Below are 15,853 nucleotides of genomic sequence, written 5' to 3'. Positions count from 1 at the left end.
GGTTACTTGATGCCCAGCTCGGCGCAGCCCGCCGCGTACTCGCCCTTGCAGGCGTCGGCCGCCTTCATCAGCCCGCTGTCGAAGAGCACTTCCTTGATGTTCTCCTTGGTGACCACGGTCGGGACGAACAGCTCCGACGGCGTGTTGTAGAGCGTGGCCTTGCCCGCGGGCTTCTTGCCCTGCATGAACTCCCACGCCACCACGGCCGACGCCTCGGCGACGATCTTGATCGGCTTGGAGATCGTGTTGTACTGGTCGCCGGCGATGATGCGCTGGGCGGCGGCGAGCTCGGCGTCGTTGCCGGTGATCGGCGGCACCTTCACTCCGGCCGCCTTGAACGCGGCGATCGCGCCGCCGCCGGTGCCGTCGTTGGCGGCCACCACGCCGGCGATGTCGTCGCGGAACTGGCTGATCTGGCCGGCGACCCACTGCTGGGCCTTCTCCGGCTGCCAGTCGGGGGTGTCGTACTCGGCCAGTAGCTTGAAGCCGCTCGGGTCGACCGCGCTGTGGATGCCCTTCTTGATCAGGCCCGCGGCGGCGTCCGTGGGGGAGCCGTTGACCTGGAGCAGCCCGCCCTTCGCGTTCTCCTTCTTGAGGTGGTCGACGAGCGACTGCGCGATCATCGAGCCGATCTTCTCGTTGTCGAAGGAGATGTAGTAGTCGGCGGGGGTGGCCGGGATGGGCCGGTCGTAGGCGATGACCGCGATCTGCTGCGACTGCGCGGTCTTCACGATGGAGGCCGCGGCGGCCGAGTCGACCGGGTCCAGCACGATGGCCTTGACCCCTTGGGCCATGGCCGAGTTGGCCTGTTGCTGCTGCTTGGAGGCGTCGGAGTCGGCGTTCTGGTAGATCACCTCGCAGCTCGGGCAGAGCTGCTTCATCTTGGCCTTGAACAGCGGGGCGTCGGCCTGCTCGTACCTGGTCGAGGCCAGGTCGGGCATGAGGAAGGCGACCTTCGCGCCTTCCGTGGAGCCCGTGCCCCCGGTGGTTGTGGCACTCCCGCACCCGGCGAGCAACGCCACCGCCAATGCGGCGGTCAGGGTTGTCTTCACGGCGACCTCCGTCCTGTGGTGCGCATCACGCTAGCCCGACCACAGAACAGATGTCCAGAGCAAAATTTCTACGAGATGGTAAGGATGCTCTCCGCGGTCGTCGCGTCGGTGACCAGCCGGTTGAAGTAGCCGCCCTTGGCCGCGGCCACGATCGCGGCCGCCTTCTCGGCGCCGACGGCCACCGCGATCGAGTGGGGGATGCGCCGCAGTTCCTCGGCGCTCGTGGCCACCAGCCGCTCGCTGCCGGAGTAGCCGACGGGCTCGCCGTCGCGGTCGTAGAAGCGCGAGCACACGTCGCCGACGGCCTGGTTCAGGCCGGGCGCCTCACGCGGGACGAACGCGGGCACGACCTGGCGCATCAGCGGCGCCGAGCCGACGCCCATGATGGCGCACTTGGCCCGCGCCCACAGGTCCATGACCCGGCGCACGGACGGCTCGTGCTGCAGCGAGTAGAACAGCTCCGGTCCCGGCAGCGCGGGCGCGTACAGGTAGCTGGGCACTCCACCGAGGCCCTCGGCCAGGATGCGGGTGGTCTCGTTGGTCTGGAACCACGGCTGCGGCTCCTCCTGCCCGCCGACGGCCGGCGCGACCGTGACGCCGGGGAACCTGCCCAGCCCCTCGCGGGCGCACTCGTAGACGGTGCTGCCCGATGAGACGAGCACCACGTCGCCCGGCTCCAGCTCCGTGTCGGCCAGCGCGCGGGCCAGGCCCGGCGCCAGCCATGGCCCGAGCTTCGGCCCGCTCACCTTGGGCACCAGGTAGACACGCCGGATGCCCAGGAAGCCGGCCAGCTCGGCGGCCAGGCGCCCGTCCTCCAGCGTCTCCGGCCGGTGCACGCGGATCTCGACGATGCCCTGCTTGCGGGCCTCGGTCAGTAAACGGCTGACGGTGGCCCTGCTCACGCCCAGGCTGGCGGCGATCTCGGCCTGGGTGGCATCCTCCAGGTAGTACTGCTTGGCCGCGGTGTACATCAGCTGGTGCGGGAAACGCGCTTCGGTTTCGGGATTCATGCGCGTGCTCCCTTGAACACTTGTGCTGAACGGATGATCTCGACTATACCTGTCCCTGCACCAGGGCGTCGCCGAGCGCGGTGCGAGTGTAAAGGACCTTGCGTCCGGTTCGCGTGCCTGACACCAGCCCGGCCCGGCGCAGCGCCGCCAGGTGCCCGCCCGTCGTGCCCGCGCTGTGCCCGAACAACGCCGCCAGGTGCGTCGTCGTCGCCGGCGCGGCCAGCTCGGTCAGGATGCGGGCGCGGGTGCGCCCGACGAGCCCGGCCAGCCCGCCCGGCGAGACGGCCGTGCCCGCCATGATCCCCCGCGCGGGATAGGTCAGCGCGTACGGCCACGCCTCCTCCAGATACAACCCCAGCCCCGTCGTGAACACCGACGGCAGGAAGAGCAGCCCCTTGCCGCCCAGCCGGTGATCCCCGCCGACGGTGTCGCGCAGCCGTACCTCGATGTGCCCGGCGGGGTCCCAGCGCACCCGCGAGCTGAGGTCGTCCAGCGCCGCCGCCCAGCCGTAGGTGGCCAGCCGCCCCGCCCGCTGCACGACGTCCCGCTCCAGCACCGCGTGGAAGAACGGCCAGCTCTTGGAGACGATCTCCGCCCACAGCGCCTCGTAGGCGTCGGCCAGCAGCGTGACCACGTCCGGGCCGAGGAGCATCTCGCGGACGGGCCGGGGAACCGCGGGCCGGTGCGCCGAGCGCCGTCCGGCCAGCGCCCGGTCGATCTCCGCGTGCGCCTGGGCGACCGGGGTGGCCCGCATGGCCGCCAGTTCCCGCTCGAACGGCACGTTCACGCCGGTCGGCGGCGGGGCCAGGAAGTCCACGTTGTCCGAGCCCCTGTTGCCGGAGATCACCGCCGCCGCGCGCAGCGCCGGGTGCCGCCTTTCCAGCTCCCGGTAGTGCTCGCGCCAGCGCCGCGTCCAGTTGACGTGGACCCCCGCCTCGGTGCGGCCGTCGAGCATCCACTGCGCGTGCATGGTCTCGACCAGTGGCGAGATCGCGAACCTGCTGGCCACCACGTCCTGCGGGGTGACTTCGACCCTGAACACCTTTCGGTTATATCCGAAAGTTTGGCCGCTGCGGGACACCACGGCCCAGCATCGTGACGACCGGCGGCTCCGAACCTCCCTCCGGAGCCGCCTTCCGCCTTTTCGCAATGATTAGCAAGGAGTTGTGTTGTCCCAGACGAGTGAGCGCGGCGCCACCTTCGGCGAGGTCTTCGCCGTGCGCGAGTTCCGGGTGCTGTTCGGCAGCTTCGCGTTGCTGATCGCCGGTGACTCGATCAAGATGCTGGCGCTGTCAGTGCTCGTCTACGCCCAGAGCGGGTCGCCGGGCCTGTCGGCGGCGGCCTACATGGCGGGCTGGCTGCCCTACATCTTCGGCGGCATGTTCCTGCTGTCGCTGGCCGACCGGCTGCCGCCGCGGGCGCTGATGATCGCCGGCGAGCTGGTCAGGATGGTGGTCTGCCTCCTGCTGGCCTTCGCCGGGCTGCCGGTGTGGGCGATGCTCGCGCTGGTGCTGGTGACCGGGCTGTTCTCGCCGGTGTTCGGTGCGGCGCGCAACGCGATGCTGCCCGACGTGCTGCCGGGTGACGCGTTCGTGCTGGCCAGGTCGCTGATGGGGGTGACCTCCGCCGGGGCCCAGGTCGGCGGGCTGGCGCTGGGCGGGGCGTTCCTGGCGTGGACCGGGGCGCACGGGGCGCTGGCGGTGACCGCCGTCCTTTCGCTGGCGGCCGCGCTGGTGCTGCGGGTCGGCCTGCCGTACCGGGAGGCCCGGCAGGACGGGGAGCGGGGCGCGGTGCGCGCCACGCTGCGGGTGAACAGGGAACTGCTCGCCGACCGGCGGGTACGCGGGCTGCTGCTGGCCGGATGGCTGCCGGTGGTGTGCCTGGCCGGGCCGGAGGCGATGATCGTGCCGTACATGGGCGGGCAGGGGCAGGCGGGCGTGGTGCTCGCCGCGGCGGCGGTGGGCATGGCGGTGGGGGAGTTCACCGTGGGCCGCTTCGCCGCGCCGTCCCTGCGTGAACGGCTGTCGCTGCCGCTCGCGGTGCTGCTCGGCGTGCCCTGGTTGTTCTTCGCCCTGGAACCGGGAGTGGTGTGGGCGGCGGTGCTGACGGCGTGCGCGGCGGCCGGGCTGGCCTACCAGCTCGGGCTGCAGCGGCGCTTCCTGGAGGCGGTGCCCGAGCACGTGCGCGGGCAGGCGTTCGGCCTGCAGTCGGCGGGGCTGATGACCGGGCAGGCGGCGGGGGCGGCGATCGTGGGCGGCGTGGGCGAGCTGACCGGCCCGCCGACGGCCATGGTCATCGGCGGCGCGGCCGGGGTCGTGGTGGCGCTGGCCCTGTTCAGGCAGCTGAGGGGGACTGCTCGCCCGATCCACGGGCGATGAGGCGTACCGGTAGCTGGAGGTGCTGCGCGGGGCCGCGATCACCGGCCAGGCGGCGGAACAGCAGCTCGGAGGCCACCCGGCCGAGCCCGGCCGGATCCTGGGCGACCACGGTGACGCCCGGCGTGAGCAGGTCGGCCAGTTCGAAGTCGTCGAAGCCGACCAGCGCGAGCGGCCGCCCGCGCAGCGCCCTGAGCGTGGTCACGGTCAGCCGGCCGTTGCCGGTGAACAGCGCGGTCGGCGGGTCGGGCAGGCTGAGCATGCGCTCCAGGTCGGCGCCGGTGCCGGCCAGGTCGGGGGCGCGCATCGAGACCAGCGCCGGATCGGACAGCTCGCCCAGCGCCGCGCGGTAGCCCTTCAGCCGCTCGGCCGCGGTGAAGATGGACGGGCTGTCGCCGAGGAAGGCGATCCGCCGGTGCCCCGCCTTCCGCAGGTGCGCGACGGCCAGCCGGGCGCCGCCCGCGTTGTCGCACAGCACGGTGTCCACGTCGATCTCGGGGCCGGGCGGCCGGTCCACGAAGACCGCGGGCGTACCGGCGTCGAGCTCGGGCCGCAGGTACGAATGGTCGTCACCGGCCGGGACCACGATCAGCCCGTCCACGCGGCGCGCGCAGAACGTGCGGACCAGTTCCCGCTCGCGTTCCGGGTTCTCGCCTGAGGACCCGCTGAGCAGCAGGCAGCCGTGGGCGATCGCGACCTGCTCGACGGCGCGGCCGAGACCCGAGTAGAAGGGGTCGGAGATGTCCTCGATGACCAGGCCGACCGTGGAGGTGCGGCCCTGGCGCAGGACTCTGGCGCTCTCGTTGCGGCTGTAGCCGAGCGCGTCGATGGCCGCCCGCACCCGCTCGGCGGTGGCCGGGTTCACTCCGGGTTCGCCGTTGACCACCCGCGATACAGTCTTCAGCGCGACTCCGGCGGCCGAGGCGACGTCCTTCATCGTCGGTCTCACGATGCGATCATTGCTCAAGCGGCACCCCTAGACAACGTTGTCAGGAGGTTATGCGAGAGTAGATCCCCTATGTCGTTCAGGTTCGCACTGCTCGTCGCCGGATTCGTGCTCGCCGCGCTGAACCTGCGCCCGGCCATCGCGGGTGTCTCGCCGCTGCTGGACGAGATCATGACCGACGTCGGCCTCACCCCCGCGGGCGGCGGCGCGATCACCACCGTCATGATCGTCTGCCTGGGCGTCTTCGGGCCGCTCGCGCCGGTGCTGGCCCGCCGGATCGGCCTCGACCGCACGCTGCTGGCCGGGCTGCTCGTGCTCGCGCTCGGCGTGGCCCTGCGCACCCTCGACGGCGCGCCCGCCCTGTACGCGGGCGCCGCGATCGCCGCCACCGCCATCGCGGTCATGAACGTCGTCATGCCCGGCATCGTCAAACAGCACTTCCCCGGTCGCGTCAACCTCTTCACCGGCATCTACAGCTCCGCCGCGAGCGCGGGCGCGGCGACCGCCTCCGCGCTCATGATCCCTCTGGAGAGATCCACAGGGTACGGCTGGCGCGGCGTCTCCGCCATGATCGCGTTGCCCGCGCTGGCCGGTGCGCTGCTCTGGCTGCCGCAGGCGCTGGGCAAGCAGGCCCCCGCCCAGAACGGCCCCCGCCCCTTCCGCGCGGTCGTCCGCAGCCGGATCACCTGGTACGTCACCGGCCTCATGGGCCTGCAGTCGCTCACCTTCTACGTGATCCTGGCCTGGCTGCCGACCGTCTTCCTGGAGGCCGGGCTCCCGGCCGACCAGTCCGGATACCTGCTCAGCATGACGACGCTCGTGCAGGTGGGCGCGACGTTCGCGGTGCCGGTGCTGGCGGGTCGGCGGCGCTCGCAGTCGGGGTACGTGGCCGCCGCCGTGCTGCTCACCATGGCCGGGTACCTGGGGCTACTGGTGGCGCCGGTCACCGTGCCCTGGTTGTGGATGATCGTGCTGGGCGTGGGGCAGGGGGCGGCGTTCGGGCTGGCCTTGCTGCTGATCACGCTGCGGGCGCCCGATCCGACGGCCGTGACGGCGTTGTCGGCGGTCGCGCAGTCGGCCGGGTACGTGCTGGCCGCGGTGGGTCCGGTGCTGTTCGGGGCGCTGCGGCAGAGTTCGGGCGGCTGGACGGCTCCGCTGAGCGTGGGCATGGCGATCCTGGTGGTCCAGCTCATCGTGGGATGGCTCGCGGGACGGCCTGCTACTTTAGGTAAGGCTAACCTATAAGGCGTGGAGGGTTCGGTGCTGACGGAGGTGCTCCAGCGGGTCGCCGCGAGTCGTGACGGCGTGCTCGGGGTGGATCCCGGGCTGGAGATCGAACCCGACGGGAGCTGGACCGCCGTCTCCGAGCTGGTGCGGGAGCCGTACACGCTGATGGGGGAGCTTGTGGAGCAGACGGCGGGGCGCTGGAACGCGCCGCGCCACGTCGGCGCGGCGCTGTTGTGGAAGACCTACGGGTATTGGCACATGTTTCCGATGGCGCTGGGGTGGGCGCTGGACGGGCGCGTGCCGGTCATGAAATTTCGGGACACGTATTTCAAGGTGTCCGAGGCCGGCGTGACCATCGGGGCCTCGCGGATCACGTGGGAGAGCGGCGCGGAGGCGATCGCGGGCGCGCTGGCCGAATCCCAGGCGCCGCTGGTCAAGGTGCTCAGCCGCATGGCCAGAGTCGGCGAGCGCACGCTGTGGGGCTCCACCGCGGAGGCCGTCGCGCACCCGCTCACCCAGGTCGTCAAGGGCGACTACATGACGTTGCTGCGCGAGATCGGCAAGCCCGTGGACGGCCTGCTCACCCCCTCGGGCGACGGCTACTTCCGCAAGACCTGCTGCCTGTGGATCACGCTGCCGGATGTTGAGCCGTGTTCCACCTGCTGTGTTCTCGCGCGTCACTGAGCGGGTCTACTCTGCGCGGCATGACGCAGCGAAGATTATGGGGCAAGGTGCTGGCCGGTGTTACGGTCGCCGTCGTGCTGATCTCATCGGAGCCCGTCGCGGCTCACTCGCCCAAGGAGCCGGTCGTCATCGGGCACCGGGGCGCCAGCGCCCACCGCCCCGAACACACCCTCCTGTCCTACGAGGCCGCGATCGCGATGGGCGCCGACTACATCGAGCCCGACCTCGTGTCCACCAAGGACCACGTGCTCGTCGCCAGGCACGAGAACGAGATCTCCGGCACCACCGACGTCGCCGGCCACCCCGAGTTCGCCGGCCGCCGCACCACCAAGACCATCGACGGCCGCCCGGTGACCGGCTGGTTCACCGAGGACTTCACGCTGGCCGAGCTCAAGACCCTGCGCGCCAAGGAACGCATCCCGGACCTGCGGCCCGACAACACCGCCTTCGACGGCCTGGCCGAGATCCCCACGTTCGAAGAGGTCGTCCAGCTCGCCCAGCGCCACCGCGTGGGCGTCTACCCCGAGACCAAGCACCCGACCTACTTCGACTCCGTCGGCCTGTCCCTGGAGGAGCCCCTCCTGGAGATCCTCGGCCGCTACCGGGTGCGCAAGGCGTTCATCCAGTCCTTCGAGACCGCCAACCTGCGCGAGATGCGCTCCAAGACCCGGCTGCCGCTGATCCAGCTCATCACCTTCGGCGGCAAGCCGTACGACTGGACGGCCTCAGGCGACCCGCGCACCTACGACGACATGGTGAAGCCGGAGGGCCTGCGCGAGGTGGCCGCCTACGCCAACGGCGTCGGCGTGGACACGCGCCGCATTCTCCCGGTGGGCGCCGACGGCCGTCTGCAGCCGCCGACCACGCTGGTGAAGGACGCGCACCGGGCCCGCCTGGACGTGCACATCTGGACGATCCGCAACGAGAACTCCCAGCTCCCCCTGGACCACCGTCTCGGCAACCCGGCCAGCCCCGTCTACGCGCGGGCGACCGGCGACGTGATGGGCTTCCTGTCCCGGCTGGTGTCGCTGGGCATCGACGGCGCGTTCTGCGACGACCCGGCCATGGGCCGGGCCGTCATCAGCGGGCGCGGCTGAGCCGGGGTCAGGCCACCTCGGCGGCGGAGTCGAGCGGGCGCAGTTCGTCGGCGTAGCTCACCGACGTGCGGCGCATCACGCCGCCGTCGTCGATCGAGTACTGGCCGAGCCGCCACAGCGGCGGCGAGTAGGCGTGGATCGAGACGCTGTGCGAGGTGGCGCCGTTGAGACGGTGGATGTGGTCGGGGCCGAACGAGAACGACTGGCCCTCGCCCACCACCGTCTCCAGGTGTTCGCCGCCGATGCGCGGGTTGCACTCCAGCAGCGCGCCCCGCACCACGTGCACGGCGCCGGAGCTGATGTCGTGGTCGTGCCAGCCGGTGTCGTCCTCGGGCCGCCAGCACAGGAGCCACACGTCCACGTAGGCGTCGCGGTAGAGCGAGGCGTAGTGGCGGCCGCCGTCCTGCGGGAAGTCGACGAGTTCCTGCCATCCGTCGGGGTTGGCGGCGAGGCCGTTGACCAGTTCGCGCAGTTCGCGCCGGTCGAGGGCGCGCTCGGGAAGGCCGGCGCAGATGTCCCCGTCCTGTGTCTGGGGTGCCTCGCTGAGGAGCTCAGCTGTTCGCCTGCTCATGTGCGGTTCTCCTTTCTGCCGAGTAGACGACGGGGGTTGGTCACGCGGATGGCGTGCGCCGCCGCGTTGCCGAGGCCCGGGTCGGGGGCCTTGGCGTAGGGGGCGTCGGAGCCGTTGACGACGACGTCGACGCCGAGCTCGCGCACGATCGCGTCGATCGCGCGCGGGCCGTAACTCGAGGTCTCCACGTAGAAGCCGGGGTCGACCAGGCCGCGGTTCTGGCCGCCTCTGGCGATGAGGCGTTCGGAGTGCAGCGGCGCCAGGCCCGCGAGCAGGGTGAAGCAGACGCGCAGCTTCGGGTGGCGCGGGCGCACCACGGCGTGGAAGTGGTACCAGGCCGCGTGCATCTGCTGGACGTACGGCACGACGGCCGGCCACCAGGAAGGGCGGCCCGGACCGCCCGCGGCGGGGCCGGGATGGACCAGCAGGGGCAGGTCCCGCTCCACGAGCACGTCGAGCAGCTCGTCGAGGGGCTCGGCGGTGGCCGGGATCTGCAGCCCGGCGAAGCCGCGGTCGAGGTCCTTGGCCAGACGGGCGGGATCGGGCTCGCTGTGGCAGGTGGCGGCCCAGGCGCCGAAGCGCTCGGGCAGCGCCAGCGCGCCGTCGTGATAGGCCTCGATGAGCGGCCAGGACTCCTCGGGCGGCAGCGACTCGATGCCGAGCGGGCTGGACAGCGACACGAGCGCGAGCTCGCAGGTCTCGCGGGTGGCGGGGTCGTGGTCGGCCGGGTTCACCTCGTACGGCGGCTCGCCGTCCAGGAAGAGCGTCCACCCGTCGAGGTACGGCGCGGCCGTACGCGCACGCAGCGCCTCCACGAAAGAACGCGTCCACAGGTGCTGATGCACATCGATGCTCACGGCCACACCTCCCTGTATTTCCTACTGATAATATAGGTAAACGTCGCCGCCTCGGAAGACGCAAGCGTGAAGCGGTTCACTGATACGGTTCAGTGAACCGCTTCACCTACCGTCCTGTCAACGCTGCGCCCTTCTGTCGGTCACACGCAATAGGCTGGCTTGATGCCCCGCAAGAGAGCGACCATCAAGGAAGTGGCGCAGGCCACAGGCCTGTCACCGGCCGCCGTCTCCTATGCGCTGCGCGGCATGCAGGTCTCCGAGGAGACCATGGAGCGCGTGCGGGCCGCCGCCGCCGAACTCGGCTACGAGGCCGACCCCATCGCCCGTGCCCTCGCCAGCGGCCGTACCGGCATGATCGGTGTGCTCTGCGGCTCCCTCGAAGACCTGTGGCAGCAGTCGCTGGCCGTCGGCATCAGCAGGGGCCTGCGGGAGAAGGACCGCTACGCGCTGATCCTCGACGCGGTCGGCGACCCGGACCGCGAGCGCGCGCTCGCCCAGCAACTGCGCGACCAGCGCGTCGACGGGCTCATCGTGCAGCCGGTCGACCCCGCCGCGGCCTTCTGGCCCGAGCTGTGCGAGTCGCTGCCCGTGGTCTCGATCGGCGACTCGCTGGCGGGCACGGCGGGCGAGGTCGTCTTCGACAACCGGCGCGGCGTGACGCTGGCGCTGGAGCATCTCCAGGGACTGGGCCACCGACGGGTGTCCGTCCTCACCCCGACCCGCCCCAGCACCCCCGACCGGCCGGCCGACGTCCACGTCAGCGCCGAGGCCGAGCGGCTGGGGCTCGACCTGGAAGTCACCACCGCCCCCTACGAGCTGGCCGGCGCCACCGCCGCGGCCCGCCGCATCCTGGAGGAGGACCGGCCGAGCGCCGTCTTCTGCTTCTCCGACTCCATCGCCTACGGCGTCTACGCCGCGGCCGCCGAGCTGGGCCTGTCGATCCCGGACGACGTGTCGGTGATGGGCTACGACGACCATCCGATGTCCGGCCTGCTCACACCCGGCCTCACCACCGTCGACTGGACCATCGCCGGCATCGTCAGAGCCGCCGTCCGCCTGGCGGTCGCGGCGGTCGACGGCGGGCCGAAGCGCCGCCGGGTCGTCCAGCAGCCCACGCTGCGCGAGCGCGGCTCGATCAGAGACGTCGCCTGAGCCCGACCCGTCTACACCGCGTCGCGCGGGACGAGCGGCGGCGGCGGGCAGGGCGCCCCGCCCGTGAGAGTGTCCCCGTCACGCAACGGCACGTTCGCCTCACGCACATAGAAGAGCGGACGCCGCGGCGCGATCCGGTGCACGTAGCGGCCGACCACCGCCAGCCCGGCCAGCGTCACCGCCGACAGCGCGAGGTGCGCCCCGGTGAGGCCCAGCGCCGCGACCACGAGCCCGAGCGCCGCCAGCAGGTAGAGCAGATTGAGCGGCCGCCACGAGAACCCGAAGAACAGCTCGAACGCGTGCCCGGCCAGCCGGCCGAGACGCAGCTTCGACCGTCCCGCGCTGCGCTCGCGGTGCGTGACGCTCACCGCCGCGTACCGCGCCCCCACCAGGGGTACGGCCGGCATGAACCACGGCAGGCGCAGGTCGCTGATCGTCCTGGCCACCGGCGTGCGGACGAGCCGGAAGGTGGAGGCGCCCCGCGGCATGCCGATCTTGAACACGGCGCGGGCCGACCAGTGCAGCCCGAGCGAGCCGAGCTTGCGCACGAGCGGGTCGTGCCGGTTGACCCGGTGGCCGAAGACCACGTCGTACCCCTCGGCGGCCTTGGCGAGCAGCGTCCAGATCTGCGAGGGCGGCACCTGCAAGTCGGCGTCGCACTGCACCGTCCACGGCTGGGCGGCGTAGGAGAACCCGGCCGCCATGACCGCGTCGATGCCGAAGTTGCGGGTGAAGGACAGGTAGCGTACCCGGGGATCGGCCTCGGCCAGGGCCCGCATCCGGGCCAGTGAGTCGTCGGAGCTGCCGTCGTCCACGAAGAGGATCTCCAGGTCCTCGATCGGGGACAGTTCGGCGACGAGCTCGCGGTAGGCCACGTCCACCTGGGCGCCCTCGTTGAAGCACGGCACCAGCACCGTCAGGCCCGTCGTCACTGCGATCTCCTCAGCGCCAGGCCGAGGACGAGCGGGTTCGCCCCCAGCGCGTACACGGCCCCGGCCGCCCCGGCCAGGGGAATGGCCACCGCGCCCAGCGCGGCGACCGCGGCCAGCGCGGCCACCACGGCCTTGGCGTTGGCCCGGGGGTCGGTGTGCTCGACGACGAACGTGGCGCCGCTGGCCAGCGCCTGCACGGGAAGCAGGGTGAGCGCGAGCACGCCGAGCGCGATCGGGCCGTGGATGTGCTGGACCAGGGCGACCCCGGCCAGCGCCAGCCAGAGCACCCCGGCCACGGCGGCCAGCCCGGCCATGCGCCGTCCCAGCACCCGCGCCCCCGCCGCGCCGCCGCCCGCCACCCTGAGCGACAGCTGCGGCTGGTAGATCCGCTGCAGCGTGTAGAGCACCGAGAGGGCGAAGCCCCAGGCGAGGGTGACGAAGTAGAGCTCGCCGCTCTGGTCGGCGTGGGCGCTGAGCGAGAGCTCGATGAACAGCGTGCCGATCATGGCGTTGTTCATGACGTCGGCCGCGCCCATCAGCACGATCGTGCCCGCCAGCACGCGGCGCAGCCCGGGGCGCGGGCGTCCGGCGCGGGGCAGGCCGGGCAGCAGCGAGAGGTTGAGCGCGGTGACCAGGGCCAGCAGCCCGGTCAGGTAGCCGGTCGGGCCGACCCCGGCGAAGAAGGCCAGCGCCGCCATCGCGCCCATGCCCAGGCCGAGCACGGCGAAGTGGACGGTGTCGCGGGCGTAGCGGCCGAGCGCGCGGTGCAGGGCGACGCCGAGCATGCCGCAGCCGAGCGCCACGTAGTACGCGATGCCGAGCAGATAGAGCGTGACCGGGTGGCGTGGGGCCAGGGCGAGCGCGACGACCGCGGCGGCGGTGGCCGGCAGCGGCACGTACGCCACCAGGGCGCGGAGCATGCCGGCGAGCTGGTCGCGGGTACGGCGGGCGCGCGGGATCAGCTTGAGCGCGGCCTTCTCGGTGCCCGACTGGACGACCATGCACAGCCAGCCGACGGCGCCCATGACCGCGGCGTAGGCGCCGAAGTCCGCGCGGCTCCAGGCCAGGGCGAGCAGGGCGGCGGAGCCGTACAGCATCACGCGGAAGGTCGCGCGGCCGGCGATCAGCGTCGTCAGCCGCGCCAGCCCGATGCGGTGGGTGGCGGTGGCGGTCATCCGGCGTCCAGGTCGGCGAGGACGCGCTCACGCAGCGGGCGGCTGCCGTCGCGCAGGTAGGCGCGCAGGGCCGATTCCACCTGTTCTGGGCCGAAGCGGTCGAGCACGCCGGTTAGCGACGGCCCCCTCTCCATGCCGAACAGCGCGGTGAAGAAGGTCCTGACCTGCGCGGCCTCGAACGTGTCCGGCAGCGGCAGGAGGGCTTCGACGTGTTCGCGGGCGGGGGGTTCGGAGGGGCGCGCCGCGGTCCAGGTCGCCGGGCGGCCGGGGCCCGCCAGCCAGGCGCGGACGTGGGCCAGGCGCTCGGCGGCCGAGGGGCCGAGGCGGCCTTGGGCGAGGGCCAGGTCGTAGCAGGTGGCGTGCAGGGCCGCGCACACCTTGGAGAAGGCGGGCGGCTTGGCGGGCAGATCGTCCAGCGGGATCTCGCTGATCTCCTCGACGTGAGCGCGGACCGCCTCGTCGGTCCTGGCCTTGGCGATCAGCGCGTCGAACTCCTTGTACCAGCGCGCCAGCGTCTCCCGGTCGAGCGGCGAGCGGTCGTCGTGGTCGCGGATCCAGCGGATCATGCGCGCGGGCAGGTACGGCACGAGCGGATCGCCCGCCACCGGCCGGGGCGCCGAAGGAACGGCCCGGTAGACGGCGCCGCACGCCCGGCACGAGTACCGCTGCCGGCCCAGATCGGAGGGATGCGGATCACCGCACTGCAGGCATCTCACAACGGCACCGCCACCGCCGACGAGGGCACCAGCTCCGCGCCGAGCCCGCTCTTGACCTCGGCCTGCCCCTTGCCGAGCACCAGGCCGCGCTTACCGGAACCGATCGCCCACTCGACCATGCGGACGTAGCCGTCGAAGTACAGGTGCTTGCGCCCGCCGCTCTCCGGTGGGAGCGCGCCCCAGCTCAGGCAGATGGGCCAGGCCGGGTGGTCGAGGATCAGGGACAGGCCGAGCAGACGCCGTTCGTGCCGGTAGGTGAGGGCGACGCTCTCCCCGCCGGCGATCAGCGCCTCCAGGTAGGGCAGGGGCAGCGGTGCGGCGGGCAGGAACCCGCTGCGGTGCTTGAGGTCGTTCTCGGCGCGCAGCCGGGCCGCCTCCTCCGCGCCGACCAGCTCGGCGGCGGGACCGATCCTGACGGTCAGTTCCGCGGAGAACGTCCTGGCCCGCCTGCGCAGGGAGTCGCGGCGGCGGGGGTCGAGCTGGGCGTACCAGTCGTCCAGGCCGGACCAGGGGAGGGCGAGCTTGGCCAGGGGAGCGGTGGGCAGGTTCACCTTGAGCGGCCCGGGGAGCAGGGCGCGCTCGTCGGCCGAGACCTCGCGCCAGACCATGCTCCGCCAGCCGGGTCCCAGCTCCCGTCGCAGCCCGCGCGCGTAGGCGCGCAGCAGGCCGGGGTCCGGTTCGTCGCGGAACCACCAGCCCTTCTGGGAGCGGTTGCCCGGCGCGTGAACGTCCAGGACGCCCGCCGGGCCGCGTACGCCGGCGTAGACGCCGCGCCGCAGCCGGGGGGTGCGCAGCGAGGCCGAGGCGGCGCCGACCGCCTTGCCGTCCTGTCGCAGGACCGCCAGCACCACGGGCGCCTGGGCGCCCCAGGCGTAGGCGCGCAGCAGGTCGTAGCGCCAGGTCACCCACTGGCCGGCGGCGAGGCGTAATTCCTCCCAGTCGGCGGGCTCCGGGTCGTGCCGGGGATCCAGGAACTCCAGGCTCATCCGATCGCCCACCGGGGTACCGCCACGACCTTCATGGGGAGGTATTCGAACCCCAGCGAGCGCTTCACGTCAACGAAGCCCCTGCCGGCGAACAGGCGTTTGGCGCCCGCGGCCGTCGCGTGGGCGACGATCCGGGCGTAGCTGTCGAAGTAGAGGTCCTTGCGGCCGCCCTGCTCCGGCGGCAGCGCGGCCCACGGGCCGTACATGGGGGCGACCGGGTGGTCGTAGACCATGGCGAAGGCCAGCAGCTTCTCGCCGTGGTGGTAGCTGAGTGTCCACACGTCCTCGCGGCCCAGCAGCGCGGCGAAGTACGCGGGCGACAGCGGCAGGCGCGGATCGAGGGAGGAGCTCAGCCGGGCGGCGTGGCGTTCGTCGAGCGCGGCCAGTTCGGCCGGGTCGAGGTCGCGGCGGGCGCTGCCCTCGCGCACGCGCAGCTCGCCGTCCTGGGCGATGCGCTTGATCTGTCGCCGCAGCGTGGAGCGGCGGTTACGGCTGAGTGTGCCGATCCACCCGTCCGCGGAGGACCAGCCCAGGTGCATCTCCGTGGTGCCGGGGGACTGCCTGACGATGGCGCCGCGCCGGGCGACCAGCGGCAGCGCGGGCTCGGTGACCATGCGGTAGACCACTCCGGCCAGGCCCCAGCCGAGCTCGGCGGCGGCGGCCCGCTCGAAGCTCCTGATGAGCTCGCGGCCGTCGGCGCCCTCGGGCAGGCACCAGGTGGGAGCGTTGGAGTGGGCCGGTAATCGCACGTCGAGAAAGAACGGCGGGCGGGAAGCCCGGCTCGGCCACAGGCCGCGGCGGACCGCTCCGATGGCGCCGGCGACGCGGTCGCCGTCGCGGAAGACGCCCAGCAGCGGCCGGGCCCACGAGGCGGCGAAGGAGCTACGGATCACGTCATAGGACCATATAGCCGTTAACCCCTGACGAATCCGGAGATCTTCCCAGCCCGCAGGCTCTGGGTCAATATCCGGGTAAGACAGTTCAATCTTCACTTAGGTCCCTGATTCACCCGAAAAATTACGAAATTGCAACGAAATGACTGAGAGTCATAGTTAGGAGTATATGTCTGATTT

The 15,853-nt window shown here is 72.1% G+C and carries 16 protein-coding genes; 5 read left to right on the top strand and 11 right to left on the bottom strand.

Translation table 11 applies throughout. The annotated features are described in order from the left end of the window. Window positions 1-2 precede the first annotated feature (2 nt). From ACIBI5_RS09145 to ACIBI5_RS09135, 3 genes are all read right to left on the bottom strand, one after another. Window positions 3-1,052, bottom strand: a complete 1,050-nt coding sequence (locus ACIBI5_RS09145; protein WP_397244839.1) for a sugar ABC transporter substrate-binding protein — start codon at window positions 1,050-1,052, stop codon at window positions 3-5. Between the two features lie 68 nt (window positions 1,053-1,120). Beyond that, window positions 1,121-2,062, bottom strand: a complete 942-nt coding sequence (locus ACIBI5_RS09140; protein WP_397244837.1) for a sugar-binding transcriptional regulator — start codon at window positions 2,060-2,062, stop codon at window positions 1,121-1,123. Between the two features lie 43 nt (window positions 2,063-2,105). After that, window positions 2,106-3,104 carry an ArsR/SmtB family transcription factor gene (locus tag ACIBI5_RS09135; protein WP_397244835.1) on the bottom strand — a complete coding sequence of 333 codons (999 nt, stop codon included), beginning with the start codon at window positions 3,102-3,104 and terminating at the stop codon, window positions 2,106-2,108. 127 nt (window positions 3,105-3,231) lie between these two features. Between ACIBI5_RS09135 and ACIBI5_RS09130 the strand changes: the two genes are divergently transcribed. Beyond that, window positions 3,232-4,440, top strand: coding sequence for an MFS transporter (locus ACIBI5_RS09130; protein WP_397244833.1), 1,209 nt, complete (start codon window positions 3,232-3,234; stop codon window positions 4,438-4,440). Here ACIBI5_RS09130 and ACIBI5_RS09125 read toward each other — a convergent pair. Further along, window positions 4,397-5,386, bottom strand: coding sequence for a LacI family DNA-binding transcriptional regulator (locus ACIBI5_RS09125; protein ID WP_397244831.1), 990 nt, complete (start codon window positions 5,384-5,386; stop codon window positions 4,397-4,399). The two genes, ACIBI5_RS09130 and ACIBI5_RS09125, sit on opposite strands and share 44 nt — an antisense overlap. Before the next feature lie 69 nt (window positions 5,387-5,455). Here ACIBI5_RS09125 and ACIBI5_RS09120 point away from each other — a divergent pair, with 69 nt between their 5' ends. The 3 genes from ACIBI5_RS09120 to ACIBI5_RS09110 are packed head-to-tail and all read left to right on the top strand — an operon-like array spanning window position 5,456 to window position 8,391. After that, window positions 5,456-6,628 (top strand): MFS transporter, encoded by a 1,173-nt coding sequence (locus ACIBI5_RS09120; RefSeq protein ID WP_397244829.1) that lies wholly within the window; start codon window positions 5,456-5,458, stop codon window positions 6,626-6,628. 3 nt (window positions 6,629-6,631) lie between these two features. Continuing rightward, window positions 6,632-7,294: a hypothetical protein gene (locus ACIBI5_RS09115; RefSeq protein ID WP_397244827.1), complete on the top strand. Its 663-nt coding sequence runs from the start codon at window positions 6,632-6,634 to the stop codon at window positions 7,292-7,294. Window positions 7,295-7,314: 20 nt separating this feature from the next. Further along, a complete protein-coding gene (locus tag ACIBI5_RS09110) occupies window positions 7,315-8,391 on the top strand; it encodes a glycerophosphodiester phosphodiesterase (RefSeq protein WP_397244825.1) in 1,077 nt (358 codons plus the stop codon). A 7-nt stretch (window positions 8,392-8,398) separates the two neighbouring features. Here the strand turns inward: ACIBI5_RS09110 and ACIBI5_RS09105 are convergent, their stop codons facing one another. Together ACIBI5_RS09105 and ACIBI5_RS09100 are read right to left on the bottom strand one after the other, a co-directional pair. After that, the gene (locus ACIBI5_RS09105; protein ID WP_397244823.1) at window positions 8,399-8,962 is read right to left on the bottom strand and encodes a cysteine dioxygenase; all 564 of its coding nucleotides are present in this window, start codon (window positions 8,960-8,962) and stop codon (window positions 8,399-8,401) included. After that, complete coding sequence (locus tag ACIBI5_RS09100) at window positions 8,959-9,819, bottom strand: amidohydrolase family protein (RefSeq protein WP_397244821.1); 861 nt, start codon at window positions 9,817-9,819, stop codon at window positions 8,959-8,961. The genes ACIBI5_RS09105 and ACIBI5_RS09100 overlap by 4 nt, the downstream gene beginning before the upstream one ends. A gap of 162 nt (window positions 9,820-9,981) precedes the next feature. Between ACIBI5_RS09100 and ACIBI5_RS09095 the strand changes: the two genes are divergently transcribed. Beyond that, window positions 9,982-10,971: a LacI family DNA-binding transcriptional regulator gene (locus ACIBI5_RS09095; protein ID WP_397244818.1), complete on the top strand. Its 990-nt coding sequence runs from the start codon at window positions 9,982-9,984 to the stop codon at window positions 10,969-10,971. Between the two features lie 11 nt (window positions 10,972-10,982). Here the strand turns inward: ACIBI5_RS09095 and ACIBI5_RS09090 are convergent, their stop codons facing one another. From ACIBI5_RS09090 to ACIBI5_RS09070, 5 genes are read right to left on the bottom strand one after another with little or no spacing between them, the layout of a single operon-like run. After that, window positions 10,983-11,903: a glycosyltransferase family 2 protein gene (locus ACIBI5_RS09090; RefSeq protein WP_397244816.1), complete on the bottom strand. Its 921-nt coding sequence runs from the start codon at window positions 11,901-11,903 to the stop codon at window positions 10,983-10,985. After that, window positions 11,900-13,078 carry a hypothetical protein gene (locus tag ACIBI5_RS09085; protein ID WP_397244813.1) on the bottom strand — a complete coding sequence of 393 codons (1,179 nt, stop codon included), beginning with the start codon at window positions 13,076-13,078 and terminating at the stop codon, window positions 11,900-11,902. Before ACIBI5_RS09085 ends, ACIBI5_RS09090 begins: the two co-directional genes overlap by 4 nt. Then, on the bottom strand, window positions 13,075-13,794 hold the full coding sequence (locus ACIBI5_RS09080) for a hypothetical protein (protein ID WP_397244811.1): 720 nt from the start codon (window positions 13,792-13,794) through the stop codon (window positions 13,075-13,077). Before ACIBI5_RS09080 ends, ACIBI5_RS09085 begins: the two co-directional genes overlap by 4 nt. Continuing rightward, window positions 13,791-14,780, bottom strand: a complete 990-nt coding sequence (locus ACIBI5_RS09075; protein ID WP_397244809.1) for a hypothetical protein — start codon at window positions 14,778-14,780, stop codon at window positions 13,791-13,793. Before ACIBI5_RS09075 ends, ACIBI5_RS09080 begins: the two co-directional genes overlap by 4 nt. Beyond that, a complete protein-coding gene (locus tag ACIBI5_RS09070; RefSeq protein WP_397244807.1) occupies window positions 14,777-15,673 on the bottom strand; it encodes a GNAT family N-acetyltransferase in 897 nt (298 codons plus the stop codon). The genes ACIBI5_RS09075 and ACIBI5_RS09070 overlap by 4 nt, the downstream gene beginning before the upstream one ends. Window positions 15,674-15,853 lie beyond the last annotated feature (180 nt).

The organism is Nonomuraea sp. NPDC050540 (genome assembly GCF_044457485.1).
Taxonomy (GTDB): Bacteria; Actinomycetota; Actinomycetes; order Streptosporangiales; family Streptosporangiaceae; genus Nonomuraea.
Note: the sequence above shows the minus strand (reverse complement) of the source record. Positions and strands in the feature narration are given on the sequence as shown.